The following is a 24,909-nucleotide window of genomic DNA, read 5'->3' as shown; positions in this document are numbered from 1 at the left end:
TAGCGCCGTCAGCTACGCTTCTCGTTATGCCTTGTAGCGGGTATTATGCAACGCAACAAAAATGAAGGGAGAAGAAAAGATGCCATCTTTCGATATTGTTTCCGAAGTTGATATCCAGGAAGTCCGCAACGGCGTGGAAAACGCAAGCCGTGAAGTTGAGTCACGTTTCGATTTTCGCGGCGTTGAGGCGACGTTTGAGCTGAACGATGCAAATAAGACGATTAAGGTGCTGAGCGAATCTGATTTCCAGGTAAATCAGCTGCTCGATATTCTGCGCGCCAAGCTGTTAAAGCGTGGCATTGAAGGCACATCGCTGGATGTGCCGGAAGAGTTTGTGCACAGCGGCAAAACCTGGTTTGTTGAAGCCAAACTGAAGCAGGGTATTGAGAGCGCGGTGCAGAAAAAAATCGTTAAGCTCATTAAAGACAGCAAGCTGAAAGTTCAGGCGCAGATCCAGGGGGAAGAAATCCGTGTAACCGGTAAATCCCGTGACGATCTGCAGTCCGTCATGGCGCTGGTGCGCGGTGGCGATCTGGGACAACCGTTCCAGTTTAAAAACTTCCGCGATTAAGTCAAAAAAGCCCGGTTTTCCGGGCTTTTTTTCAGGCTTTCAGCGCCTGCTCCACTTCAAAGCGATTAGTGATTTTGCTGTCAATTTTGACGTAGGCGCTACGCTCTTCCGGCACAACCAACACCTCAGTAACGCCTTCTTTCGCTTCAATGCGTTGTTTTAGCGCATCGTTAATGTCGATATCGTCCGGGATTTCCACTCGTAAACTGCTGACATAGCGCGGCTCTTTCATGGTGCTGGCGATAAGCAGCCAGAGCATCGCCAGCAATGCGCCTGCTAAAAATACCGTTTGAGAGTCAAACAGGCCGTCCACCCAGCCGCCGAGGGAGCCACCAATCGCGACGCCGATAAACTGGCTGGTGGAGTAAATCCCCATTGCGGTGCCTTTGTAGCCAGCCGGGGATTCTTTGCTGATAAGTGAAGGTAACAGCGCTTCCATCAGATTAAAGGCCAGGAAGAATAGCTGCACGCCGATAACCAGTTCCCAGAAGTGGGGGCCCGAACCCCACAGCACAATTTCCGCAATCAGCAGCAGTGCCACGCAACCGAGGAAGACGCGTTTCATCTTACGTTTCACTTCGGCGTAGATGATAAACGGCACGACGGAGACAAAAGAGATAAGCATGGTCACCAGATAGATTTTCCAGTGTTCCGCAGCCGGGAAGCCCGCAGCCGCCAGTTGGCCTGGAAGCGCCACAAACGTGGACATCAGCAGGATGTGCAGGCACATAATGCCGAAATTCAGCTTCAGCAGGCGTGGCTCGGCAATCACCTTATTAAAGCTGCCTTTTACCATGCCGGATTCACGGTTCAGAACGTGGTTTTTACTGTCCGGCACAACCCATAGCGTTAATGCAATGCCGAGCGTTGCCAGCGCGGCAATCATCCAGAACAGGGCGTGCAGGCCAAGTTTATGCGTGATGATGGGGCCAAGCACCATCGCAATCGCAAAGGTGACGCCAAAGCTGACGCCAATAAAGGCCATCGCTTTAGTGCGGTTCTGCTCGCGGGTTAAGTCCGACAATAGCGCCATGACGGCGGCGGCAATCGCGCCAGAGCCCTGCAGGGCGCGGCCAAGAATAATGCCCCAGATAGAGTGGGAGAGGGCGGCAATCACGCTGCCCAGTACAAAGACCAGTAGCCCGCCGACGATAAGCGGCTTGCGACCAACGCGGTCAGAGAGTAAACCAAAGGGGATCTGGAAGATCGCCTGGGCTAAACCATAAATGCCAATCGCCAGGCCAATCAACGCTTCGCTGGCACCCTGTAGCGCCATTCCGTATGTGGTCAGAACAGGCAGGACCATAAACATGCCAAGCATACGTAGCGAGAAAACAGTCCCTAAACCCCAGGTCGCGCGCAACTCGCCCGGCGTCATTTTATAATCGTTCATTACCACCTCTACCAAAATGCAGGCCATAGTTTAGGCGGGGTGATAAGTGCGGTAAATAGGTGTTTGTTTAAGAGATATTACGAGGGTGTGATAAAAGCACCCTCGGATAAAAAAAATTACGCCTCGACGCGCAACCCGTAGCTTTTGAATTTTTCAAGCACGACGGCAATTTCCTCGTTGCTGAGCACCGGGACGGGATCAACAATCGCCAGCGTTTTCAGATAGAGTTTTGCCAGTACCTCCACTTCCTGCGCCAGCCACAGCGCTTTCTCAAGGCTCTCTTCGCAGGTTATCAACCCATGATGCTGCAACAGCGTGGCTTTGCGATCGCGTAACGCCACCGCGACATGCTCTGACAGGGCGCGTGTACCGAAGGTCGCGTAAGGGGCGCAAGGGATGGAGTTACCGCCCGCGGCGGCAATCATGTAGTGAATGGCCGGAATAGGGCGATTCAGTATCGAGACGGCTGTGCAGTTGACTGCGTGGTTATGAACGACGGCATTGGCTTCCGGGCGAGTTTGATACACCACCTGATGAAAACGCCATTCGCTCGACGGCAGTTTCCCCTCCTCGTGGTGACCTTCTGCATCCACATAGACGATGCTCTCTTCGGTGAGGTACTCGTAGGGAATGCCGGTCGGTGTAATCAGCATCCCGTCGCGGTAGCGCACGCTAATGTTGCCGGCGGTGCCCTGATTTAACCCTAAACGGGTCATCTCAAGGCAGGTGTCGATAATGTCTCTGGCTAATCGGGCTCGTTCCATTTTTATTCTCCGGGTACAGTTTTATTCTTACTGGCGGGAACGTTTGACCAGCTTCATATCGACTTTCGCCGTCTCGTTGACTGCGTCGCCGTCGATGGCTCGTTGCATAAGTTCAAACGCTTTTTCCGCCCAGGTATCTTCATCCTGCTGCATCGACCAGACGCTGTTAGGCAGGAATCCCAGCATGGGGTGTTCATCGAATGTGCCGATATTGATATTCCTCGGGACTGAGCCAGTACGTGCGCGCAGGGCCTCGATTGCTCCTTCCAGCACCGGTAACGACGAGGCGATAAAAGCCTGCGGGACACCGTTGCTGGCGATAAGTGAGTCCATCAGGGCGTATCCCCCCTGCGGCGTGTTGTCTGGCCCTTCGATGACCCACTCGCGGTGGTTAATTCCTGCGGCTTTCAACGCATGCAGATAACCGTTGAGACGGTCGGTGATGCTGGGAAGCGCGGTATCGCCAACCAGAAACCAGAGCGGAGTTTCGCTACTCTCCAGCATGCTGCGGGTCAGTTCATCGCCCCCGGCTTCGTTATGACTCTCCACCAGTGCGTTGTCGGTAAAGCCAAAATCACGGTCGAGGAGCACCAGCGGCTTTTGGATCTGCCGCAAATGGTGCTGCTGGTTTTCCAGCGTGGAGGGGACGATAAACAGGCCGTCCACGTTGCGTGCCATTAAGGCTTTTACCAGCTTGTTTTCATAATCCACATCGTTATACGTACAGCTGATCATCAGTTGATAGCCCGAACGGCGGCAGCGCAGTTCGAGTTTTTCTGCGAGCGTGGCAAAGAAGACGTTGGAGATATTGGGCACGATAAGCCCCAGCGTCTCGGTTTTGTTCAGCTTCAGGCTGCGCGCTGAATGGTTCAGTGTGTAGCCGTAGCGCTCGACATGTTCATTAATTCTGGCCTGCGTTTTCACGCTGATCCTGTACTGCTCAGCTTTGCCGCCCAGCACCAGCCTAACGGTGGTGACGGATAAATTCAGATCCTTAGCTATCTGTTCAACTGTTTTGGCCATTGCTATGCCTCAATCCTTAACGTACGTGAAAAACTGCAGATAAAGCATACGCATCCTGCCATTACATTTCCTGTTGCATCAGTTGATTAAGCGCCTGCTGCTGTGTCCACAGCGCAAGGTAAGCCGCGTATTTTTGCTGGTGGAAGGCCGCCGTTTCCGGACGACGGGGAATGACTTCTCCGGTTTTGACCATCACACGCGTGGCATCGGTTAACGTGGGCCAGGCACCACTTGCCACTGCGCCGCAAATCGCCGCCCCCAGCGTGACCGCATCCTCTTCAGCTAACAGATGGATGTCGCAGCCGGTTGCATCGGCGTATTCCCTCAGCCAGAGCGGGTTATGGGTCGCCCCGCCGCAAATCACAATACGTGACAGCGTGTGACCCTGGTGCGTCAGGGTGTCGATGATATGTCGCGTGCCGTAGGCGATAGCCTGCAGCGTGGCGAGATACAGCCTTGCCAGCGCGCGTTCTCCCGTTTCCAGCGTCAGGCCAACGACGCTGCCTCGTGCGTCCGGGCGCGAACGTGGCGAACGATTGCCGTGGTGATCCGCCAGAATATGCAGGTTGCGGGTGGGGTATTTCTCCTCCTGTTCAAGGGCAGTGACCCAGTCATTAATTAGCGCCACCGGATGGCGTTGTGCCGCCTTCGCTTTCGCCAGTAACTCCGCGCTGGCTCCGTGTTCGCGCAGCGTCCAGTCGACCAGCGCGCCAGCAGCACTCTGCCCGCCTTCTGTCAGCCAGTAGCCCGGCAGCATGGCGCTCCAGTAAGGCCCCCAGACGCCGGGCGTGTGGATCTCTTTCTGGCTGGCAAGCATATGGCAGTTTGAGGTTCCGCTGATGAGTGCCAGCGTACCTTCCGGCTGCGATCCGGTTAGCGCCACGCCGCCCGCGTGGGCGTCGATCATGCCGCTTGCCACGATTACGCCTTCGGATAAACCCAGCGCGTGTGCCGCCTGCGGGCTTAAAGTTCCCGCACAGTCGGCTACGTCCAGAATATGTTCGGGAATTTTAGTCAGTAGGTTTTCCAGACCAACGGCCCTGAGCAGGGTGTCGCTGAAACGTGCCTCATGCGCCAGGTAGTTCCATTTGCAGGTGAGAGTGCAAAGGCTGGCGACGTCCTGACCGGTCGCTTTCCAGACCAGAAAATCGGCCAGGTCGAAAAAACGCCAGGTCTTATTCCAGGTTTCAGGATGGTGATGCTGTAGCCACAGCAGCTTGGGCAGCTCCATCTCAATGCTCACTTCGCCGCCCACATAGCGCAGCGCCGGGTCGCGGGTGGCATTAATTTGGGCGGTTTCAGCCTGCGCACGGTGATCCATCCACATGATAATGTCCTGCGTCGGCGGGCCGTCCGGCGAGACGCTCAGGCCATTTCCGTTGGCATCCAGCGCCACCAGCGAACAGGTGGCGTCGAATCCCACGGAGCGAATGGCTTCACTGGCGATACCCGATGAGTCGACGGCTTCCCGCACCACCGCGCAAACCTGCTGCCAGATCTCCGCGGAAGATTGTTCCACGCGCGCGTTACTGGCATGAAACTGCGATATCGGGCGGGTCGCAAAGCTCAGTCGATCGCCCTGGGCAGAGTAAAGCCCCGCCCGCACGCTGGCTGAACCGACATCAACGCCGAGGAAATAGCCGTCACTCATCCTGAACTCCCTTATTTTTTACCAAACGGATGCAGCAGTTTATCAATTTCAGGGGTGTTGATATTCTGTGCATTGACATATTTCACTGGAATATCAATTTCTTTCGCCACGGTCTGCCCGGAAATCACCGCATTCAGCGCTTTAATGCCCTGGTAGCCAATCTGATATGCATCCTGAACCACAAAGCCCTGAATCACACCGTTCTTAAGGAAATTAATGATTGCTTCGGTACTGTCGAAGCCGATGACCTTAACTTTTCCCTTCAGGTTCTGGCTGTCGATGGCGTTCGCCACGCCCAGGGTTGAGCCTTCATTCGTGGCATAAATGCCCGCGATATCCGGGTTGGCCTGAACCATATCAATGGTTTTATCCATCGCTTTTTGCGGGTCGCCATCGCTGTACTGGACAGGCAGCACCTGAATGTTCGGATACTTCGCTTTCATCTCCTCGCTGAACCCTTCGGAGCGTTCGATGGCGGAGGTCGTCCCGGCTACGTGGGCAATGATCCCCACTTTCCCTTTCTGACCGATCTGTTCAGCCAGCGCGTCCGCCGCCTGTGCGCCCGCCTTACGGTTGTTGGTGGCGACAAAGCTGGCCGGGATATCGGAATTCACGCCGGAGTCGAACGTTACGACCTTAATTCCACGGCTGTTGGCGGTTTCGACCAGCGGGGCAAGGGCATTAGCGTCCAGCGCGGCCAGCAGCAGGCCGTTCGGTTTCTGCGCCATGGTGTTTTCCACCAGCTGGATTTGCTCGGCGATTTGCGTTTCATCCGCCGGGCCTACATAGCTGGTTTTGTCACCTAACTCCTTTGCGGCGGCTTCGGTTCCCATTTTGACCGTTTGCCAGAATTCATGCTGATAGCCTTTACTGACCACCGGCAGGTTTAAATCTTTCGCCAGCGCGCTGCTGGTCATGATGGCGACGAGCGACAGGGCGCTCAGGATATGGCTGGTTTTCATTATTTTGCTCCGTTGTAGGGTTTTTTGTGTCGAGAACCTAACGCATTCTTTTACGTAACGTGTCCAGGTAGACGGCGGCCACGACGACCACGCCCATCGCCACCATTTGCCAGAACTGAGATACTCCCATTAAATTGAGGCCGTTTTTCAGCACGCTCATGATGAACGCGCCAATGATGGTGCCGCCGATAGTGCCCACGCCACCCATCAGGCTCGTCCCGCCGATGACGACCGCGGCGATCGCTTCCAGCTCGTAGCCGACGCCCACGGTCGGCTGGCCGGAGTTGAGACGCGAGGCGAGGATCACCCCGGCAATACCGGTCAACAGGCCGCAGAAGGCGTAGACGAAAATTTTCACCCGCTGCACTTTGATCCCGGAAAGATGCGCTGCGGTTTCATTGCTGCCGACGGCGTAGATATAGCGGCCCATCACCGTTTTTTTCAGTATCCACATCGCAACCAGTGCCACAATGACCAGGTAAAACACCGGATAAGGCAGCACGTCGAACAGGCGGCCCTGCGCCAGAGTTTTGAATTCCGGGTAGTCAGAAAAGTAAATCGCGCGTCCGTCGGTCATCACCATGTTGATACCACGAACGGACATCATCAGGCCGAGCGTGGCAATAAACGGTGGGATAGTCATCTTCGTGACCAGAAATGCGTTTACATAGCCGCAGACGCCACCCGCCAGCACACCGGCCAGAATGCAAACTGGCAGTGGCATACCAAACCCGGCGGCAATGCCTACCGCAACGCCAGAGAACGCCACCACCGAACCGAGCGACAGGTCGATCCCGGCGGTGATGATGACAAAGGTGACGCCAATGGCCATGATGCCAATCACCGCCGTTTGCAGGGCGATGGTCATGATATTTTCGGTATTAAAGAAGAACGGTGAGCTGAAGCTGAAAAAAAGAACCAGCAACACCAGGCTAAACAGGGGAGCCAGGCGCATCAGCAGCGCTTTATTAATTTTCATCGAATGATTCCCGCTTTGCGGCGAAGGGACGGTGACAGACATGATTAATCCTCCAGCGTGGCGTATTGCATGATTTTTTCCTGGGTGGCGTGCTCAGCCTCTATTTCGCCGGTAATGCGGCCGCCGCGCATCACTAATATGCGGTCACACATTCCTAAAACTTCCGGCAGTTCGGATGAAATCATGATGATCGATTTACCTTTAGCGACAAGGCGGTTCATTAATTCGTAAATTTCCAGTTTTGCGCCGACATCAATTCCCCGTGTTGGCTCATCAAAAATTAAAATATCGGTGTCTTTGCAGACCCAGCGGGCAATAATGATTTTTTGCTGATTACCGCCGCTTAAATTCAGTGCCGCCTGCTCCAGATGCGGCGTTTTTATGCGTAGTGCATCCACCAGTTTCTGGCTGGATTCCCGACAGCGCTTTTCATCGACATTGCCCATAAGACCGGAATAGTCCGGGTAATTGCCGAGCATGATGTTCATCTCAACGGAAAGGCCGAGGGCGAGCCCCTCTTTTTTGCGATCTTCGGTTAAATAGCTAATGCCTTTATCAATGGCATCTGCCACGTCTTTAATGCGGGTTGGCGTACCGTTTAGCGTCAGCGTGCCGGCGTCAATGGGATCGGCTCCGAAGAGGGCTCTGGCAAGTTCTGTACGTCCTGCCCCCATGAGCCCGGCCAGACCGAGGATCTCGCCGCGCCAGAGAGTGAAGTCAATATCGTTCAGCACGCCGTTGCGCGTCAGGCCATTAACTTCCAGCACTTTTTCCGTGCGTTGATGCGGCGGACGTTTAGGGTAGATATTGTCGAGATTGCGGCCCACCATCATGGCGATGAGCTCGCCGATCTGCACCATTTCGTAATCCACGGTGGCGATATAGTGCCCGTCGCGCATGACGGTGGCGCGATCGGCAATCAGCGCCAGTTCCTCCAGGCGGTGCGAGATATAGACAATCCCCGTACCCTGCGCCTTGAGCATGCGTGTGACGTCAAACAGGCTCTCGATTTCACTCTCCGTGAGCGCGGCGGTAGGCTCATCCATAATCAGCACTTTGGCATTAACCGAGATGGCTTTGGCTATTTCCACCATTTGCTGCTGGGCTACGGTTAAATCACTGACGCGAGCATCCGGGGCAATTTTTAAATTCAGCGTTTGCAGTATTTTCTCAACGGCCTGGCGCTGGGCGCGTTTATCCAGCTGCCAGCGGCTATTTTTGCAAAATTCGCGGCCAATAAAGATATTCTCCTCCACGGTTAAATCGGGAAAGAGATTAAATTCCTGGTGAATAATGGTAATACCCGCATGCTGCGCGCTCAGCGGATCGCTGAATGAAACAGGTTGTCCTTCAAACTGAATATCACCCGCATCGGGCTGATAGACACCGGACAATATTTTCATTAGCGTCGATTTTCCGGCACCGTTTTCACCCAGCAGGGCATGTACCTCGCCACGACGTAAATCGAAATCCACCTGATTCAGCGCCAGCACGCCGGGAAAGCGTTTGGTGATGCGCTTCATCTGAATAAGAGTCTCTGACATTGCAAAATTCCTGTGTTGGAAAGGCAATGAATCAATAGCCACATAGATTCTGTTATTAAGCTAACTCGACTTAGCTTACGTCCTTAAAAGCTATTTTAGGGTCATAATTTAGCCAAATCATTTGTATTCAAATTGTGACGACGTGCAAAGGTATTTTGTTAATTAATTGAATTTAAATGATTTATTAATTTTGTGCTGAATCGTAATACCTGACGCTGATCGAATTTTGACCTCTCATCGTGAATCTGCTCACAGATCCCGCACAATTATCTTGTCTCATTTTTGTTATGAAACCTAAGCTAATTCGAGTTAGCAAATTTCATTATTCTCTGTTTCCGGTGCTGTCGATGCGCTTTTGGCACGGCTACGCCCACGAAGCGGATAGGTTAACCAACGTGAGGAAGGGCTATGAAAACGAAAAAAGCGTTACCCCGTATTGGCATTCGACCTGTAATTGATGGCCGCCGGATGGGAGTGCGCGAATCTCTGGAAGAGCAGACCATGAACATGGCGAAAGCCACGGCTGCGCTGCTGAGTGAAAAATTGCGTCACCCCTGTGGAACGCCCGTTGAATGCGTGATTGCCGACAGTTGCATCGCCGGTATGGCGGAATCCGCCGCCTGCGAAGAGAAGTTCAGCACCTCTCACGTTGGCCTGACGATTACCGTGACCCCGTGCTGGTGCTACGGCAGCGAAACCATTGATATGGACCCGCTGCGCCCTAAAGCTATCTGGGGCTTTAACGGCACCGAGCGCCCTGGCGCGGTCTATCTGGCGGCTGCGCTGGCTGCGCACAACCAGAAAGGGATTCCGGCATTTTCGATCTATGGTCATGATGTGCAGGATGCGGGCGACGAGGTGATTCCGGCGGATGTCGAGGAAAAGCTACTGCGTTTTGCCCGTGCTGGCCTGGCCGTGGCGAGCATGAAGGGGAAAAGTTATCTGTCGGTGGGCGGTGTTTCGATGGGGATCGCAGGCTCGATTGTCGATCATAACTTCTTTGAGTCATGGCTTGGTATGAAGGTGCAGGCGGTAGATATGACCGAGCTGCGCCGTCGTATCGATCATAAGATCTACGATGAACAGGAGCTTGAACTGGCACTGGGCTGGGCCAAAGAGCACTTCCGCTTCGGCGAAGATAAAAATGCGCAGCAGTATCGCCGCAACGAGCAGCAAAATGCAGCGATCCTGCGGGAAAGCCTGCTGATGGCGATGTGTATACGCGACATGATGCAGGGCAACCCTAAACTTGCTGAGATGGGCCGCGTGGAGGAGTCGCTGGGCTATAACGCGATAGCTTCCGGTTTCCAGGGGCAGCGTCACTGGACCGATCATTATCCCAACGGCGATACCGCAGAGGCGCTGCTTAACAGCTCTTTCGACTGGAATGGCATTCGCCAGCCTTACGTGGTGGCGACCGAAAATGACAGTCTGAACGGCGTGGCAATGCTCTTTGGGCACCTGATGACCGGCACCGCGCAGATCTTCGCCGATGTGCGTACCTACTGGTCGCCGGAGTCGGTTGAACGCGTTACCGGCCAGAAACTGACCGGGCTTGCGGAGCACGGCATTATTCACCTGATCAACTCCGGCTCGGCTGCGCTGGACGGCACGGCGGAGCAGAAAAATGCTGAAGGGAAACCGACGCTGAAACCCCACTGGGAGATCACCGAAGAGGAAGCCAATGCCTGCCTGGCCGCCACCCACTGGTGTCCGGCGGTGCATGAGTATTTTCGTGGCGGTGGCTTCTCCTCAAACTTCCTGACCCGAGGCGGCGTGCCGTTTACCATGACCCGCGTGAATATTATTAAGGGAATTGGCCCGGTATTACAGATTGCCGAGGGCTGGAGCGTCGATTTGCCAGAAGAGGTGCATGACATTCTGAACAAACGCACGGATTCCACCTGGCCTACCACCTGGTTTGCCCCACGTCTGACTGGCAAAGGACCGTTCTCCGACGTCTATTCAGTAATGGCAAACTGGGGGGCTAACCACGGGGTGTTAACCGTAGGGCACGTCGGTGCTGATTTCATCACCCTGGCCTCGATGCTGCGCATTCCTGTGTGCATGCATAACGTGCCGGACGAGCAGATTTATCGCCCGACGGCGTGGGGCGCTCACGGGATGGACGTAGAAGGGCAGGATTACCGCGCCTGTGAAAACTACGGGCCGCTGTACAAACGTTAAGCCTGTCTGCCAGCCTGCTCAGGCGGGCTGGCAACCTGTGGGGGCCGTGATGAAAAAATGTTTTCTGGTTCTCGACTGCGGCGCAACCAACGTGCGTGCGATCGCGCTCGATCCCGAAGGGAAGATTGTGGCGCGCGCGGCTGTTGCCAATGCCAGCGAACGCGCTGCTGAAAACCCGGCGTGGCACCAGTGGTCGCTTGACGCCATCATGCAGCGTTTTGCTATGTGTTGTCAGACGATTGGCGAGGTGCTGAGTGAGTACCGGCTGTGTGGGATCAGCGTAACCACCTTTGGTGTGGATGGTGCGCTGGTGGATGAAAGGGGAGAGCTGCTTTACCCGGTCATTAGCTGGAAATGCCCGCGTACTGTTCCGGTGATGGACGATGTTGCCCGTACAGGCTTCTCCGCTGAATTACAGCGGATCACAGGAGTGGGGCAGTTTAGTTTCAATACGTTGTACAAGTTATTATGGCTGAAGGAAAACCATCCCGATCTGTTGTCCCGTGCCCACGCCTGGCTTTTTATCTCCTCGCTTATCAACCATCGCCTGACCGGAAGGATGACGACCGATCTCACTATGGCAGGCACCAGCCAGATGTTCGATCTTCATCAGCGCCAGTTCAGCGAAACGATTCTGGCGAAGGTGGGAGTATCTCGCTCGCTTTTCCCTGCTCTGGTTTCTCCTGGTGAGGTGATTGGTGAGCTGCAGCCGGACGCAGCGCACAGGCTTGGGCTACCCTGTGGCGTGCCGGTTATCTCCGCCGGGCATGATACGCAGTTTGCGCTTTTTGGTGCGGGCGCAGGCATTAATGAACCCATTCTCTCTTCAGGGACCTGGGAAATCCTGATGGCACGGACGTCACAGGTGAATACGCCTTTACTGGTGCAGTACCCTGGCGCAACCTGTGAACTGGACAGCCAGACGGGGCTTTATAATCCGGGGACGCAATATATGGCATCCGGCGTGCTGGAGTGGGTCCGCTCGCTGTTCTGGCCCGCAGAGACGGGCTGGGACACTATTCTGGCTGAGGCAGTGGCAATACCGGAGGGGGCAGACGGGGTGCAGATGAATACCCGGCTGCTTGATTCTCCGCTCGCCGGATGGCAGGGCGTGACGCTCAATACCACGCCTGCTCACTTTTACCGTGCGGCGCTCGAAGGGCTGACGGCGCGGCTAAAAGAAAATCTTATCGCCCTGGAGGCCATCGCGCAGTTTAAGGCGCGCGAGCTGCTGCTGGTGGGCGGTGGAAGCCGCAATGCGCTGTGGAATCAGCTAAAAGCCGATGCGCTCGGTATCCCGGTGAAGGTTCTTGATGACGGTGAAACCACCGTGCTGGGAGCATCGTTATACGGCTGGTGGGGGGCCGGAGAGGCGGCGAGTGCCGAAGACGCGCGCGGCCGGGTCCAGTACCGCTACCGCTATTTTTATCCGAAGGAACAAACCTATGCTTAAAACGATATCGCCGCTGATTTCGCCGGAACTTTTAAAAACACTGGCTGAAATGGGGCACGGAGATGAGATCATTTTTTCTGATGCCCACTTTCCCGCGCACAGCCTGGGGCCAAAAGTTATTCACGCGGATGGCCTGCGCGTAAGTGATTTACTGGCCGCGGTGATCCCGCTCTTTGAACTCGACAGCTATGCGCCGCCGCTGGTGATGATGGCTCCTGTTGCTGGGGATACGCTTGATGCGCAGGTGGAAGCGCGTTATCGCAAAGCGCTGTTCGGTGAGGGAGGAGGGGAGGAGATTACGCGTATCGACCGGTATGCATTTTATGGGCGGGCGCAGAAGGCGTTTGCCATTGTGGTGACGGGAGAGACAGCGAAATACGGCAATATTTTGTTAAAGAAAGGCGTTACGCCAGCCCAATAAAAAAGCCGGGTTAAACCCGGCTTTTTCAATTCAGCACACTTACCAGACGTATGTCAGCAGGCTGTGTGAATCTGGCACCATGAAGTCTACGGACATCATCACCGACAAAGACGTAATAGCGACAATCGAGAACACAAACAGTTTGCGCGCCCAGACTTTGTCATCTTCCACTTTATAGCCTCGCAGGGCCATACCGAGCCACCAGACGCTCACTGCCGCCGCAACGGCCAGGTATTTGTACCCGGCGTAGCCGCCCAGTGAGAGCATCAGCGTTGCCACGGCAAAGGCGATGATGTACAGCGTGATGTGGTTCTTGGCAACCGAAATGCCTTTCACGACCGGCAGAACCGGGATGTTCGCTGCCTGATAATCCTTAAAGCGGAAAATCGCGATGGCGTAGGAGTGCGGCATCTGCCACAGGCTAAAGATAGCCAGCAGGATAGCCGCACCGCTGTCGAACTCGTTCGTGACGGCGCAGTAGCCAATCACCGGCGGCGCAGCGCCGGAGAGAGAACCAATCAGCGTGCCGTAGACGGAGTGGCGTTTCATATACAGGCTGTAGACGCCCACATACACCACGAACCCCATCACCCCCAGCCAGCAGGCCAGTGGGTTAGCACCAAACCACAGCAGCATAAAGCCAGCAATACCCAGCAAGGTGGCGTACACCAGCGAGACGGAAGGGGCGATCAGGCCTCTAACCAGCACCCGATTTTTGGTCCTTTCCATCTTCTTGTCGATATCCATGTCGATGTAGTTGTTAAATACACAACCGGACGCAACAACCAGTGACACACCGATCAGCGTGTAAACAAAGAGGGTGTAATCAATGCTGCCCTTAGAGGCCAGCAGGAACCCTCCGATCACGGAGATCAGGTTGCCAAAGATGATGCCTGGTTTCGTTACTTGCAGGTATTGCTTAAACATACTCGCCGCTCTTAGTGAACCATCATGTTGTAGTTGAGGTTCCACATAATCCAGATGGAACCGACTACCAGGATAGCGATGATAATCACGGTAAAGATAAAGGCCGTCATGTTCCAGCCTTCATCGGACTTGGTGTTCATGTGCAGGAAGCAAACCAGATGCACCAGAATCTGAATCACTGCGGTTACCAGGATTGCACCCAGAATAACCGGCTTAGACGCAGAACCGCTCATCACCATCCAGAACGGGATCACCGTCAGGATGATCGACAGGATGAAACCTGTCATGTAGGTTTTTACGCTACCGTGGGAAGCGCCATGATCGGTTGAATGACTCATTACATCGCCCCCATCAGATAAACAACAGAGAACACACAGATCCACACAACGTCCAGGAAGTGCCAGAACAGGCTCAGGCACAGGATACGTGTGCGGTTAGTGCTGGTCAGGCCGCGACGGGAGATCTGGAACATCAGAACGGCCATCCAGATCAGACCCGAAGTGACGTGCAGACCGTGGGTCCCGACCAGCGCGAAGAACGCAGACAGGAAGCCACTGCGATCCGGGCCGAAGCCTTCCATGATCAGGTGATGGAATTCATAGATTTCCATCCCGATAAATCCGGCACCAAACAGCCAGGTCAACGCCAGCCAGGAGACAACCTGGCTCTTGTTGTCTTTGTACATGGCGATAGCCGCCATGCCGTAGGTGATGGAGCTGAATAACAGCAGTGCGGTTTCTACCAGCACGAACGGCAGCTCAAAAATGTCCTTGCCGGTCGGGCCGCCCGCAGTGCCGTTCACCAGAACGGCATAGGTAGCGAACAGACAGCAGAACAGAATGCAGTCGCTCATCAGGTAGATCCAGAAACCGAAGACTTTCGTCGGCCCCGTATCATGGTGCGCATGTTCATGCGCGTGGGCAGTTGAGTGCGCCAGAGTATCAGTTGCCATTTTTCAGCCCCGCTTTAGAAATCTCGTCGAAATGCTGGTTTTCCAGCTTCTCAACTTCACGGACTGGTACGTAGTAGTCCACGTCCTCGTCAAAGCTCTTCACAATCCAGCTGATTACGATGCCAGCGAAGCCAACAATCGCCAGCCACCAGATGTGCCAGATCATTGCGAAACCAAATACCGTTGCGAAGGCGGCAATCACAATGCCCGCGCCGCTGTTTTTCGGCATGTGGATCTCTTCGTAATGAGCAGGTTGCTTGTACGCTTCACCTTTTTCTTTCATTTCCCAGAATGCGTCACGCTCATGGATCTGCGGCACAATGGCGAAGTTATAGAATGGAGGTGGAGAAGAGGTCGCCCACTCCAGCGTACGGCCACCCCATGGGTCACCGGTCAGGTCACGGTTCTGCTCGCGGTCGCGAATAGAGACGTAGTACTGAATCAGCTGACATGCGATACCGCAGGCAATCAGTGCTGCACCGCCCGCTGCAATCATCAGCATTGGGTGGAACTGTGGATCAATCTGCTGGCTCAGACGACGGGTCATCCCCATGAAGCCCAGCACATACAGCGGCATAAACGCCACGAAGAAGCCAATGATCCAGAACCAGAACGCGCGTTTACCCCATGTTTCATTCAGCGTGAAGCCGAACGCTTTTGGCCACCAGTAGGTTACGCCAGCGAAGCAGCCGAAGACCACGCCACCGATGATAACGTTATGGAAGTGCGCAATCAGGAACAGACTGTTGTGCAGTACGAAGTCCGCACCCGGTACTGCCAGCAGCACGCCGGTCATCCCACCGACGGAGAAGGTGACGATGAAGCCGATGGTCCACAGCATCGCGGAGTGGAACACGATACGGCCCTGATACATGGTGAACAGCCAGTTGAAGATCTTCACCCCGGTCGGGATGGCGATAATCATGGTGGTAATACCGAAGAAGGCGTTTACGTTCGCGCCTGCACCCATGGTGAAGAAGTGGTGCAGCCAAACGATGAACGACAGAACGGTAATACACACGGTTGCCCACACCAGAGAGGTGTAACCAAACAGACGCTTACGCGAGAAGGTTGCCGCGATTTCGGAGAATACACCGAACACTGGCAGAACCAGGATGTACACTTCCGGGTGACCCCATGCCCAAATCAGGTTGATGTACATCATCATGTTGCCACCCATATCGTTGGTAAAGAAATGGGTACCCAGATAGCGGTCCAGGGTCAGCAGCGCGATGGTGACAGTCAGAATTGGGAATGACGCAATAATCAGGACGTTAGCGCACAGAGATGCCCAGGTAAATACCGGCATCTTGAACATCGTCATGCCAGGGGCACGCATCTTGAGAATGGTCACGAAGAAGTTAATACCGGTCAGGGTAGTACCAACGCCGGAGAGCTGAAGCGCCCAAATCCAGTAGTCAACACCTACGCCTGGGCTGTACTCAATTCCCGAAAGCGGTGGATAAGCCAGCCAGCCGGTCTGCGCGAATTCGCCCACACCCAGTGACAGGTTAACCAGGATCACGCCGACAACGGTGAACCAGAAGCTCAGGTTGTTCAGGAACGGGAACGCCACGTCGCGCGCGCCGATTTGCAGCGGCACAACCACGTTCATCAGACCGATAACCAGCGGCATCGCCACGAAGAAGATCATGATAACGCCGTGAGCGGTAAAGATCTGATCGTAGTGGTGCGGCGGCAGGAAGCCAGCTTCACCCGCAGAAGCAAGCGCCTGCTGGCTACGCATCATGATCGCATCCGCAAAGCCACGAATTAACATGACGATACCGACGATGCAGTACATGATACCGAGTTTTTTGTGGTCAACCGAAGTCAGCCACTCATTCCACAGGTAGCTCCACTTACCGAAGTAAGTGATTAAGCCCAGAACGGCTGCGCCACCGATGATAATTGCGGCAATCGTGACCATGATAATAGGTTCATGGTACGGCACCGCATCCAGTGTCAATTTTCCGAACATTTTCTTCCTCGGCCCCTTAGTGAGCGGTTTCCGCGTGGCTCATGTCCATGCCTTCCATACCCTGGTGTGCGCTGTGCTCACCTTCAGGCTGGGTCATGTCCATGCTCTTACCGTGGTCCATAAATTTGCCAATAATGTCTTTGAACAAATCAGGTTTCACGTTAGAGAAGTACTCCACCTTGTTGTATTCGCTTGGCGTAGCCACTTTTTCGAACGCCGCCATGTCAGACATGGTGTTAGTAGACTGCTTCGCTTTCTCAACCCACTGGTCGAAGGCGGCGCGGTCTGGCGTAGCGATAGCTTTGAACTTCATACCTGAGAAGCCCGGACCACTATAGCTGGCGGAGATACCGTCGTAGGTGCCTGCTTCATTCGCGATCAGGTGCAGGTTAGTCTGCATACCGGCCATCGCGTAAATCTGGCTACCCAGACGCGGAATAAAGAAGGAGTTCATTACGGAGTTGGAGGTCACTTTGAACTGAACCGGAGTGTTCGCCGGGAAGGCGATTTCATTCACGGTAGCAATGCCTTGTTCCGGATAGATGAAGAACCATTTCCAGTCCATGGAGACCACTTCAATGGTAATTGGTTTTTCATCGTGAACCAGCGGTTTGCTTGGCTCAAGTGCGTGAGTGGTTTTCCAGGTCAGTACGGCAAGGAAAAGGATGATCAGAATTGGCACTGTCCAGACCACAGCTTCCACTTTATTGGAGTGTGACCAGTTAGGGCTATACTTCGCATCTTTATTGCTCGCACGGTACTTCCAGGCGAAACCAACAGCCATCAAAATGGCGGGAATAACCACAATCAACATCAGGCCAAAAGCCGTCAGTATCAGTGAACGTTGTTCCAGTCCAATCTGTCCTTTGGGGTCAAGTAGTGCAGAATCGCAGCCACTGAGTAATACAGTGCCTGCGAATAATGACAACCATCCCAAACTTTTATTGTATTTCCTGAGTCTCATTTAACGACCTCAATTCCACGGGAGTCTGGTGGCGTTTAAAGTGTGGGGGCATTTTACGGGAAGGTTACATTACTGTAAACATCATTAGGGCTGTGTCAGGAAGGTGTTACCGGGTTCTGCCGCACATGTCACATGTGTTGCAAATTATGTCGGTTTTTATGACGGAAGCCGCATGCGACGGGCATTATAACGAAAGCACCCCCAAGCATACCCTAAAAGGGGCAATTGGTATAACCATTGTCAAAAATATACAAATAATTAACAATTGATTATCAATAAAAAGACAAATAAAAAACGAAAATTCAATCTTCTAAAAGCTGAATCGTTTAATGGAAAATAGTGAACTGGAGAACGCTCCAATAATTTCCAAAAGCTATCCCGCACAAAACAACAAATATTTTTTTAGCGGCTGACGGTTATTTCGCCGTTATAATTTCGGGTCGTGATTACAACGGGAAATAACCTTTCGCTTTTTTCTTCAGGTTAACTGAGTTTTACGTAAAGCCAGAAAATCAAGCAGTCCGCCGATCAGGATGCCAGCGATGGCCAGAAGAGCTCCCGCATCCAGCAGCAGGGCTTCAAAGGGCAGCGACAACGCGGTCGCGGCATTAAGAATGAGCACAATAAGCCACAGCGCCAGTGCAAGGCATCCTGCCATTAACAGACGTAAGGCAAAACGGTAGGCGCGTTGATATTCTGTTCGTGGCATAAAATGTTCTGTTCGCTGGGTATATTCCAGCGTCTGACGGCAGACCAGCAGCAATAAAATCCCCGGCACTGCCGCAACCACCGAGAAGAGATAGAACGTCGGCCAGCCGTGGGCTTCTACAAACCAGCCCGCAATCGGACCGACGTAAACGCGACCCACAGCAGAAAGGGCGGAGAGCAGAGCAAATTGCGTGGCGGAAAACGACTTGTTACAGAGGGTCATCAGCAGCGCCACAAACGCTGCCGTACCCATGCCGCCGCAGAGGTTCTCAAAAAACACCGCCGACGCCATGCTGATCGTGTGTTTGTCGGTGATCGACAGCAGCCAGTACCCTGCATTTGACGCTCCCTGCAGGATACCGAAGATCAGCAGTGCCCGGAAAAGCGTCAGACGTTGCATCAGTACACCGCCATACAGTGCGCCGATAATGGTCGCAAACAGCCCCAGCGTTTTGTTGACCACGCCCACTTCACCGGCATCGAAGCCAACGCCGCGGATCAGGAAGGTGGTGGTCAGGCTCATTGCAAACGCATCGCCCAGCTTATAAAGAACGATCAGCAGCAGAATTAGCCAGGCGTTATTACGGCCAAAAAAATCACGCAGCGGCTCAGCAACGGCCTGTTCCAGCGAACGTGGCACCGGGATCACATCGCTCGGCTCTGGCGCGAACAGCGTGGCGATAATACAGGGGATCAGCAGGGCAGCCATCAGCCAGTACATGCCCTGCCAGCCGAGATAGCGGTCAGCCAGCCACAGTGCCAGCCCGCCGGAAACCAGCATCCCCAGGCGATAACCCAGCACGCTGATAGCGGCACCCGCCCCCCGTTCTTCTGCGGGTAATACGTCCGTTTTCCAGGCATCAAACACGATGTCCTGCGAGGCGGAACAGAAGGCAATCACCACCGCAAGCGCCGCCATCCAGCGTAGCTGCGTTGACGGTTCAAGGAAGCCCATCGCTGCAATCGCCAGTAAGAGCAGGACCTGCGTCATCACCAGCCAGCCACGACGCCTTCCGAGGAACGGCGGCGTGTAGCGATCCATCACCGGCGACCACAGGAATTTAAAGACGTAGGCCTGGCCGACAAGAGAGAAGAAGCCGATGGTTTTAAGATCGATATTCTCAACGGTCATCCACGCCTGCAGCGTGCCGGAGGTGAGCGCGAGGGGTAAACCGGAGGCGAAGCCGAGGATCAGCAGAATCGCTGATTTCGGTTGCTGGAAAATGCGCAAGTAGTGACTGGACATGTTCTTATAAGACTGACCCGACGAAACGCCGGGTCAGGAAGCGGAATTAACGCGCGTTCTGCTTGATAAAATCGTGGATGCTGGTGTCCTGTGCCATATCAGAGATGGTATCAGTCAGCACGCTATTAACCGCGTCAGCGATGTTTTTGTTGGATGCCTGGAAAGCACCTTCAACGGAATAGCTGGCACGGTAGTTTTTGGTCATCTTATTGCCGTTCTTCGCGGTCGCGATGATGGCAATATCCGCTTTGGTCGCGATGTTGTAGCGAACGTTACCCTGGGAGACGTCAGCATACAGGTTGTTGACGATGATTTGCAGATCAACCGCACCGCTTGGTCCAATCATATAACCGCGAGCGGTCATCTGTTTTTCCAGCACTTCCTGCAGCAGGAAACGCAGGTCGCGGGAGGCGGTCAGCGTTACCTGCTGATTGTCGCGGGTTACTTTCGCCAGCGCCTGATCCTGACGCTGATCGGCACCATTGATGCTGACAGTCACGCCCATCAGGCTTGGGTCCTGCTGTGGCAGGGTAATTTTTGGTGAAACATCAATTGTTGTTGGCGGGGTTGCACAACCTGCCAGCATAAAAAGTGCTACCAACGGAAAGAAGAGTTTTTTTAACATTTTCAGGTTCTCAACGAATCGTAAGCAGTTAGAGAGAAAAATTGCCGCCATCATAACATCGCCAACGGCGAGGGGAAGTGGTCAACGCATGTAAATTCATCGCCTTGTCTGAAAACTGACCAGCTTACCGCTTTTCTCCACCCGTAAATGACAAAACGTATGAGCGTCATAGTGAACTTCATTCGTTTGAATGAGAAAATCAGACGAAAGCTAAATATTTGTTGTCAAGGTGTAATGGAAACGGTAAAAGCGGCTAACATTTAAAGGGATGGGTGACATCTTAGCGTTGTCGGAGGAGTAATTTCATGATGATACGTGAGCAGATAGAAGAAAAACTAAGGGCAGCGTTCAACCCTGTGTTCCTCGAAGTTGTCGACGAAAGCTATCGTCATAACGTGCCGGCAGGTTCTGAAAGCCACTTCAAAGTGGTTTTGGTCAGCGATCGCTTCACAGGAGAACGTTTCCTGAACCGACATCGCTTGATCTACAGTACTTTGACGGATGAACTCTCCACAACCGTACATGCGCTGGCGCTGCATACCTACACCATTAAGGAATGGGAAGGACTGCAGGATACGGTTTTCGCTTCACCGCCTTGTCGCGGTGCGGGCACCATAGCCTGATAAATCGGATTTGCAACAGCCAGAGTTTTTCCAGTATGTTGCATACAGATTTCGTCAAAACGGCCTCAGGGCCGTTTTGTTTTGCCTGAGTTTTGAGCGGATGGTGCGTTTTTGAGGCTAAAAATAGCCTTAAAGTGTGAAAAAAGCCGCAGCAACATGCTCCAACCGTTCTCGACTCACCTAAGTGATGCCGCTATAATGCCGCGTCTTAATGAATGTCTTCGGGATGATTCTGGCGACAGGGAATGTGAATCTGCACATAAGAGAGCATCCCGGTATTGCGAGACAGATTCAGAGTTGACCGAGCACTGTGATTTTTTTGAGGTAACAAGATGCAAGTTTCAGTTGAAACCACTCAAGGCCTTGGCCGCCGTGTAACGATTACTATCGCTGCTGACAGCATCGAAACTGCTGTGAAAAGCGAGCTGGTCAACGTAGCAAAAAAAGTACGTATTGACGGCTTCCGTAAGGGCAAAGTACCAATGAATGTTGTTGCTCAGCGTTATGGCGCTTCCGTGCGTCAGGATGTGCTGGGTGAACTGATGAGCCGCAACTTTATTGATGCGATCATCAAAGAAAAAATCAATCCGGCTGGCGCACCGAACTACGTTCCAGGCGAATACAAACAGGGCGAAGACTTCACCTACTCCGTAGAGTTTGAAGTGTACCCGGAAGTTGAGCTGAAAGGTCTGGAAACCATCGAAGTTGAAAAACCGGTTGTGTCTGTGACCGACGAAGACGTTGACGGCATGCTGGATACCCTGCGTAAGCAGCAGGCGAACTGGAAAGACAAAGACGGCGCAGTTGACGCTGAAGACCGTGTCACCATCGACTTCACCGGTTCTGTAGACGGCGAAGAGTTCGAAGGCGGCAAAGCGACTGACTTCGTACTGGCGATGGGCCAGGGTCGTATGATCCCAGGCTTCGAAGACGGTCTCAAAGGCCACAAAGCGGGCGAAGAGTTCACCATCGACGTGACCTTCCCGGAAGAGTACCACGCTGAAAACCTGAAAGGTAAAGCAGCGAAGTTCGTCATCAACCTGAAGAAAGTTGAAGAGCGCGAACTGCCAGAATTGACTGAAGAGTTCATCAAACGTTTCGGCGTGGAAGATGGTTCTGTAGCCGGTCTGCGTGCTGAAGTACGTAAAAACATGGAACGCGAGCTGAACGGTGCTGTGCGTAACCGTGTGAAATCTCAGGCGATCGAAGGTCTGGTGAAAGCGAACGAGATCGACGTTCCTGCAGCACTGATCGACAGCGAAATCGACGTTCTGCGCCGTCAGGCTGCACAGCGTTTCGGTGGCAACCAGCAGCAAGCGATGGAGCTGCCACGTGAGCTGTTCGAAGAGCAAGCGAAACGCCGCGTCGTTGTTGGCCTGCTGCTGGGCGAAGTGATTCGTACCCACGAGCTGAAAGCTGACGAAGAGCGTGTGAAAGGCCTGATCGAAGAGATGGCTTCTGCATACGAAGATCCATCAGAAGTGATCGAGTTCTACGGTAAGAACAAAGAGCTGATGGACAACATGCGCAACGTTGCGCTGGAAGAGCAGGCTGTTGAAGCGGTACTGGCGAAAGCGAAAGTCTCCGAAAAAGCGACCTCTTTCAACGAACTGATGAACCAGCAGGCGTAATTTCGCCCCAACGGTTTAAAGTTTGAACAAAAACCCGTTGCCTTCAGGCGACGGGTTTTTTTTATCACACCAATAGGCCCAGGAAGAGTGCTAAAACGCCCTTTCAGTGTTAGCGTAACACCAAAAGGTTGTTATGCTTGAAATAGGGCAGTGTAAACCCCATAAGTATGTAATCACGATGAATGAGACTGGCTGATAATCCGTCCATAAGGTTACAATCAGTACAGCAGGTGTTTTCAATTTTGATCCAGGAGACGGAAATGTCATACAGTGGCGAACGAGACAACTTTGCACCCCATATGGCTCTGGTGCCAATGGTTATTGAACAGACCTCACGTGGTGAGCGGTCTTTTGATATCTATTCCCGTCTGCTCAAGGAACGCGTTATCTTTCTGACCGGCCAGGTGGAAGACCACATGGCAAACCTGATTGTGGCGCAGATGCTGTTTCTGGAAGCGGAAAACCCGGAAAAAGACATCTACCTGTACATTAACTCGCCAGGCGGCGTGATTACGGCGGGTATGTCTATTTATGACACCATGCAATTCATCAAGCCGGATGTCAGCACCATCTGTATGGGACAGGCGGCCTCAATGGGTGCCTTCCTGTTAACGGCAGGGGCGAAAGGCAAGCGTTTCTGCCTGCCGAATTCCCGCGTGATGATCCACCAGCCGCTGGGCGGATATCAGGGCCAGGCGACGGATATCGAAATCCACGCCCGCGAAATTCTGAAAGTAAAAGCGCGCATGAATGAACTTATGGCGCAGCATACGGGTCAATCTCTTGAGCAGATCGAGCGTGATACTGAGCGAGATCGCTTCCTCTCTGCACCAGAGGCAGTTGAGTACGGCTTAGTCGACTCCGTTTTGACCCATCGTAATTGATGCCCGCGACGCAACTGTGCCGCTATACTAAGGTAGGGCGGCACTCTGCTTACCGCAGCTTGCGTCTGAGAATGGCATTTGCGTCGTCATGTGCGGCACAAAGAACTTAAAAAGAGGTTTGGACTCATGACAGATAAACGCAAAGATGGTTCGGGCAAACTGCTGTACTGCTCTTTTTGCGGCAAAAGCCAGCATGAAGTGCGTAAACTGATTGCCGGGCCGTCCGTGTATATCTGCGATGAATGTGTCGACTTATGTAACGACATCATTCGCGAAGAGATTAAAGAAGTTGCCCCGCACCGTGAGCGCAGTGCGTTGCCTACCCCGCATGAAATTCGTCATCATCTTGACGACTATGTCATCGGTCAGGAGCAGGCGAAGAAAGTGCTGGCGGTGGCGGTTTACAACCACTACAAACGTCTGCGTAACGGCGATACCAGCAATGGCGTGGAACTGGGTAAAAGTAACATCCTGCTGATCGGGCCAACCGGTTCCGGTAAAACGCTGCTGGCTGAAACGCTGGCGCGCCTGCTGGACGTTCCGTTTACTATGGCGGATGCCACCACCCTGACCGAAGCCGGTTATGTGGGTGAAGACGTTGAAAACATCATCCAGAAACTGCTGCAGAAGTGCGATTACGACGTGCAGAAAGCACAGCGCGGGATCGTCTACATCGATGAGATCGACAAGATCTCCCGTAAGTCTGACAATCCGTCCATCACCCGTGACGTCTCGGGCGAAGGTGTGCAGCAGGCGCTGTTGAAACTGATCGAAGGCACGGTTGCTGCCGTTCCGCCACAGGGTGGTCGTAAACATCCGCAGCAGGAGTTCCTGCAGGTTGATACCTCCAAAATCCTGTTCATTTGTGGTGGGGCGTTTGCAGGGCTGGATAAAGTGATCTCTCACCGTGTTGAAACCGGCTCCGGCATTGGTTTTGGCGCAACGGTGAAATCGACTTCTGAAAAACCGAACGAAGGTGAACTGCTGTCGCAGGTTGAACCGGAAGATCTGATCAAATTTGGTCTGATCCCTGAGTTTATCGGCCGTCTGCCGGTTGTGGCGACGCTTAACGAACTAAGCGAAGAGGCGCTGATTCAGATTCTGAAAGAGCCGAAAAACGCGCTGACCAAGCAGTATCAGGCGCTGTTTAACCTCGAAGGTGTCGATCTGGAATTCCGTGACGAAGCGCTGGATGCGATTGCCAAAAAAGCGATGATTCGTAAAACCGGTGCGCGTGGCCTGCGCTCTATCGTTGAAGCCGCGCTGCTTGACACCATGTACGATCTGCCGTCTATGGAAGATGTTGAGAAAGTGGTTATCGACGAGTCCGTAATCGGTGGTCAGAGCAAGCCTTTGCTGATTTATGGTAAGCCTGAAGCACAGCAGGCATCTGGCGAATAATTCACCAAATCATACAAGC

The 24,909-nt window shown here is 53.6% G+C and carries 22 protein-coding genes; 8 read left to right on the top strand and 14 right to left on the bottom strand.

What is annotated here, in order from left to right; genetic code table 11:
* Window positions 1-79 precede the first annotated feature (79 nt).
* Window positions 80-571 carry a YajQ family cyclic di-GMP-binding protein gene (locus ABGB15_RS16465; RefSeq protein WP_215722737.1) on the top strand — a complete coding sequence of 164 codons (492 nt, stop codon included), beginning with the start codon at window positions 80-82 and terminating at the stop codon, window positions 569-571.
* A gap of 31 nt (window positions 572-602) precedes the next feature.
* Here the strand turns inward: ABGB15_RS16465 and ABGB15_RS16460 are convergent, their stop codons facing one another.
* The 7 genes from ABGB15_RS16460 to ABGB15_RS16430 all read right to left on the bottom strand — a co-directional run bounded on the left by ABGB15_RS16460 (window position 603) and on the right by ABGB15_RS16430 (window position 8,887).
* Window positions 603-1,964: an MFS transporter gene (locus ABGB15_RS16460; RefSeq protein ID WP_215722738.1), complete on the bottom strand. Its 1,362-nt coding sequence runs from the start codon at window positions 1,962-1,964 to the stop codon at window positions 603-605.
* 116 nt (window positions 1,965-2,080) lie between these two features.
* Window positions 2,081-2,728: an L-fuculose-phosphate aldolase gene (fucA, locus tag ABGB15_RS16455; protein ID WP_215722739.1), complete on the bottom strand. Its 648-nt coding sequence runs from the start codon at window positions 2,726-2,728 to the stop codon at window positions 2,081-2,083.
* Window positions 2,729-2,755: 27 nt separating this feature from the next.
* Complete coding sequence (locus ABGB15_RS16450) at window positions 2,756-3,751, bottom strand: LacI family DNA-binding transcriptional regulator (RefSeq protein WP_215722740.1); 996 nt, start codon at window positions 3,749-3,751, stop codon at window positions 2,756-2,758.
* 61 nt (window positions 3,752-3,812) lie between these two features.
* A complete protein-coding gene (locus tag ABGB15_RS16445) occupies window positions 3,813-5,402 on the bottom strand; it encodes an FGGY-family carbohydrate kinase (protein WP_215722741.1) in 1,590 nt (529 codons plus the stop codon).
* An 11-nt stretch (window positions 5,403-5,413) separates the two neighbouring features.
* Complete coding sequence (locus ABGB15_RS16440; RefSeq protein ID WP_215722742.1) at window positions 5,414-6,364, bottom strand: ABC transporter substrate-binding protein; 951 nt, start codon at window positions 6,362-6,364, stop codon at window positions 5,414-5,416.
* Window positions 6,365-6,401: 37 nt separating this feature from the next.
* Window positions 6,402-7,385, bottom strand: a complete 984-nt coding sequence (locus ABGB15_RS16435) for an ABC transporter permease (RefSeq protein WP_152083655.1) — start codon at window positions 7,383-7,385, stop codon at window positions 6,402-6,404.
* A gap of 2 nt (window positions 7,386-7,387) precedes the next feature.
* Window positions 7,388-8,887: a sugar ABC transporter ATP-binding protein gene (locus tag ABGB15_RS16430; protein ID WP_152083656.1), complete on the bottom strand. Its 1,500-nt coding sequence runs from the start codon at window positions 8,885-8,887 to the stop codon at window positions 7,388-7,390.
* A gap of 408 nt (window positions 8,888-9,295) precedes the next feature.
* Here ABGB15_RS16430 and fucI point away from each other — a divergent pair, with 408 nt between their 5' ends.
* The 3 genes from fucI to fucU are packed head-to-tail and all read left to right on the top strand — an operon-like array spanning window position 9,296 to window position 12,948.
* Window positions 9,296-11,074 carry an L-fucose isomerase gene (gene fucI, locus ABGB15_RS16425; protein ID WP_152083657.1) on the top strand — a complete coding sequence of 593 codons (1,779 nt, stop codon included), beginning with the start codon at window positions 9,296-9,298 and terminating at the stop codon, window positions 11,072-11,074.
* Between the two features lie 46 nt (window positions 11,075-11,120).
* Window positions 11,121-12,527 (top strand): L-fuculokinase, encoded by a 1,407-nt coding sequence (gene fucK / locus ABGB15_RS16420; RefSeq protein WP_313326817.1) that lies wholly within the window; start codon window positions 11,121-11,123, stop codon window positions 12,525-12,527.
* The gene (fucU, locus tag ABGB15_RS16415) at window positions 12,520-12,948 is read left to right on the top strand and encodes an L-fucose mutarotase (protein ID WP_215722743.1); all 429 of its coding nucleotides are present in this window, start codon (window positions 12,520-12,522) and stop codon (window positions 12,946-12,948) included. The genes fucK and fucU overlap by 8 nt, the downstream gene beginning before the upstream one ends.
* A gap of 39 nt (window positions 12,949-12,987) precedes the next feature.
* Here the strand turns inward: fucU and cyoE are convergent, their stop codons facing one another.
* The 7 genes from cyoE to ABGB15_RS16380 form a co-directional block, all read right to left on the bottom strand.
* Complete coding sequence (gene cyoE / locus ABGB15_RS16410) at window positions 12,988-13,875, bottom strand: heme o synthase (protein ID WP_152083660.1); 888 nt, start codon at window positions 13,873-13,875, stop codon at window positions 12,988-12,990.
* 11 nt (window positions 13,876-13,886) lie between these two features.
* Window positions 13,887-14,213 carry a cytochrome o ubiquinol oxidase subunit IV gene (locus ABGB15_RS16405; protein ID WP_152083661.1) on the bottom strand — a complete coding sequence of 109 codons (327 nt, stop codon included), beginning with the start codon at window positions 14,211-14,213 and terminating at the stop codon, window positions 13,887-13,889.
* Complete coding sequence (locus tag ABGB15_RS16400; RefSeq protein WP_152083662.1) at window positions 14,213-14,827, bottom strand: cytochrome o ubiquinol oxidase subunit III; 615 nt, start codon at window positions 14,825-14,827, stop codon at window positions 14,213-14,215. Before ABGB15_RS16400 ends, ABGB15_RS16405 begins: the two co-directional genes overlap by 1 nt.
* Window positions 14,817-16,808 (bottom strand): cytochrome o ubiquinol oxidase subunit I, encoded by a 1,992-nt coding sequence (gene cyoB / locus ABGB15_RS16395; protein WP_152083663.1) that lies wholly within the window; start codon window positions 16,806-16,808, stop codon window positions 14,817-14,819. The genes ABGB15_RS16400 and cyoB overlap by 11 nt, the downstream gene beginning before the upstream one ends.
* Before the next feature lie 16 nt (window positions 16,809-16,824).
* On the bottom strand, window positions 16,825-17,772 hold the full coding sequence (cyoA, locus tag ABGB15_RS16390; RefSeq protein WP_152083664.1) for a cytochrome o ubiquinol oxidase subunit II: 948 nt from the start codon (window positions 17,770-17,772) through the stop codon (window positions 16,825-16,827).
* A 478-nt stretch (window positions 17,773-18,250) separates the two neighbouring features.
* Entirely contained in the window at window positions 18,251-19,726 is a 1,476-nt protein-coding gene (gene ampG / locus ABGB15_RS16385) for a muropeptide MFS transporter AmpG (RefSeq protein WP_215722744.1), read from the bottom strand.
* A gap of 46 nt (window positions 19,727-19,772) precedes the next feature.
* Window positions 19,773-20,351 (bottom strand): lipoprotein, encoded by a 579-nt coding sequence (locus tag ABGB15_RS16380; RefSeq protein ID WP_014882772.1) that lies wholly within the window; start codon window positions 20,349-20,351, stop codon window positions 19,773-19,775.
* Between the two features lie 305 nt (window positions 20,352-20,656).
* On the opposite strand from ABGB15_RS16380, the gene bolA reads away from it, so the two are divergent.
* The 4 genes from bolA to clpX all read left to right on the top strand — a co-directional run bounded on the left by bolA (window position 20,657) and on the right by clpX (window position 24,890).
* Window positions 20,657-20,974 carry a transcriptional regulator BolA gene (gene bolA / locus ABGB15_RS16375; protein ID WP_006809882.1) on the top strand — a complete coding sequence of 106 codons (318 nt, stop codon included), beginning with the start codon at window positions 20,657-20,659 and terminating at the stop codon, window positions 20,972-20,974.
* Window positions 20,975-21,306: 332 nt separating this feature from the next.
* A complete protein-coding gene (gene tig, locus ABGB15_RS16370) occupies window positions 21,307-22,605 on the top strand; it encodes a trigger factor (RefSeq protein ID WP_369064247.1) in 1,299 nt (432 codons plus the stop codon).
* Window positions 22,606-22,865: 260 nt separating this feature from the next.
* A complete protein-coding gene (gene clpP / locus ABGB15_RS16365; RefSeq protein WP_014069126.1) occupies window positions 22,866-23,489 on the top strand; it encodes an ATP-dependent Clp endopeptidase proteolytic subunit ClpP in 624 nt (207 codons plus the stop codon).
* A gap of 126 nt (window positions 23,490-23,615) precedes the next feature.
* Window positions 23,616-24,890, top strand: a complete 1,275-nt coding sequence (gene clpX / locus ABGB15_RS16360; protein ID WP_152083667.1) for an ATP-dependent protease ATP-binding subunit ClpX — start codon at window positions 23,616-23,618, stop codon at window positions 24,888-24,890.
* Window positions 24,891-24,909 lie beyond the last annotated feature (19 nt).

This window comes from Enterobacter sp. MALB-1 (genome assembly GCF_041021625.1).
GTDB classification, from domain to species: Bacteria; Pseudomonadota; Gammaproteobacteria; order Enterobacterales; family Enterobacteriaceae; genus Enterobacter; species Enterobacter oligotrophicus.
The sequence above is the reverse complement of the archived record's forward strand: the minus strand, read 5'-3'. Positions and strand labels throughout refer to the sequence as shown.

Excerpts from the sequence above, each read along its gene's own strand:
- ABGB15_RS16465 (WP_215722737.1), top strand. The coding sequence starts at position 80 with ATGCCATCTTTCGATATTGTTTCCGAAGTTGATATCCAGGAAGTCCGC.
- ABGB15_RS16460 (WP_215722738.1), bottom strand. The coding sequence starts at position 1,964 with ATGAACGATTATAAAATGACGCCGGGCGAGTTGCGCGCGACCTGGGGT.
- fucA (WP_215722739.1), bottom strand. The coding sequence starts at position 2,728 with ATGGAACGAGCCCGATTAGCCAGAGACATTATCGACACCTGCCTTGAG.
- ABGB15_RS16450 (WP_215722740.1), bottom strand. The coding sequence starts at position 3,751 with ATGGCCAAAACAGTTGAACAGATAGCTAAGGATCTGAATTTATCCGTC.
- ABGB15_RS16445 (WP_215722741.1), bottom strand. The coding sequence starts at position 5,402 with ATGAGTGACGGCTATTTCCTCGGCGTTGATGTCGGTTCAGCCAGCGTG.
- ABGB15_RS16440 (WP_215722742.1), bottom strand. The coding sequence starts at position 6,364 with ATGAAAACCAGCCATATCCTGAGCGCCCTGTCGCTCGTCGCCATCATG.
- ABGB15_RS16435 (WP_152083655.1), bottom strand. The coding sequence starts at position 7,385 with ATGTCTGTCACCGTCCCTTCGCCGCAAAGCGGGAATCATTCGATGAAA.
- ABGB15_RS16430 (WP_152083656.1), bottom strand. The coding sequence starts at position 8,887 with ATGTCAGAGACTCTTATTCAGATGAAGCGCATCACCAAACGCTTTCCC.
- fucI (WP_152083657.1), top strand. The coding sequence starts at position 9,296 with ATGAAAACGAAAAAAGCGTTACCCCGTATTGGCATTCGACCTGTAATT.
- fucU (WP_215722743.1), top strand. The coding sequence starts at position 12,520 with ATGCTTAAAACGATATCGCCGCTGATTTCGCCGGAACTTTTAAAAACA.
- cyoE (WP_152083660.1), bottom strand. The coding sequence starts at position 13,875 with ATGTTTAAGCAATACCTGCAAGTAACGAAACCAGGCATCATCTTTGGC.
- ABGB15_RS16405 (WP_152083661.1), bottom strand. The coding sequence starts at position 14,213 with ATGAGTCATTCAACCGATCATGGCGCTTCCCACGGTAGCGTAAAAACC.
- ABGB15_RS16400 (WP_152083662.1), bottom strand. The coding sequence starts at position 14,827 with ATGGCAACTGATACTCTGGCGCACTCAACTGCCCACGCGCATGAACAT.
- cyoB (WP_152083663.1), bottom strand. The coding sequence starts at position 16,808 with ATGTTCGGAAAATTGACACTGGATGCGGTGCCGTACCATGAACCTATT.
- cyoA (WP_152083664.1), bottom strand. The coding sequence starts at position 17,772 with ATGAGACTCAGGAAATACAATAAAAGTTTGGGATGGTTGTCATTATTC.
- ampG (WP_215722744.1), bottom strand. The coding sequence starts at position 19,726 with ATGTCCAGTCACTACTTGCGCATTTTCCAGCAACCGAAATCAGCGATT.
- ABGB15_RS16380 (WP_014882772.1), bottom strand. The coding sequence starts at position 20,351 with ATGTTAAAAAAACTCTTCTTTCCGTTGGTAGCACTTTTTATGCTGGCA.
- bolA (WP_006809882.1), top strand. The coding sequence starts at position 20,657 with ATGATGATACGTGAGCAGATAGAAGAAAAACTAAGGGCAGCGTTCAAC.
- tig (WP_369064247.1), top strand. The coding sequence starts at position 21,307 with ATGCAAGTTTCAGTTGAAACCACTCAAGGCCTTGGCCGCCGTGTAACG.
- clpP (WP_014069126.1), top strand. The coding sequence starts at position 22,866 with ATGTCATACAGTGGCGAACGAGACAACTTTGCACCCCATATGGCTCTG.
- clpX (WP_152083667.1), top strand. The coding sequence starts at position 23,616 with ATGACAGATAAACGCAAAGATGGTTCGGGCAAACTGCTGTACTGCTCT.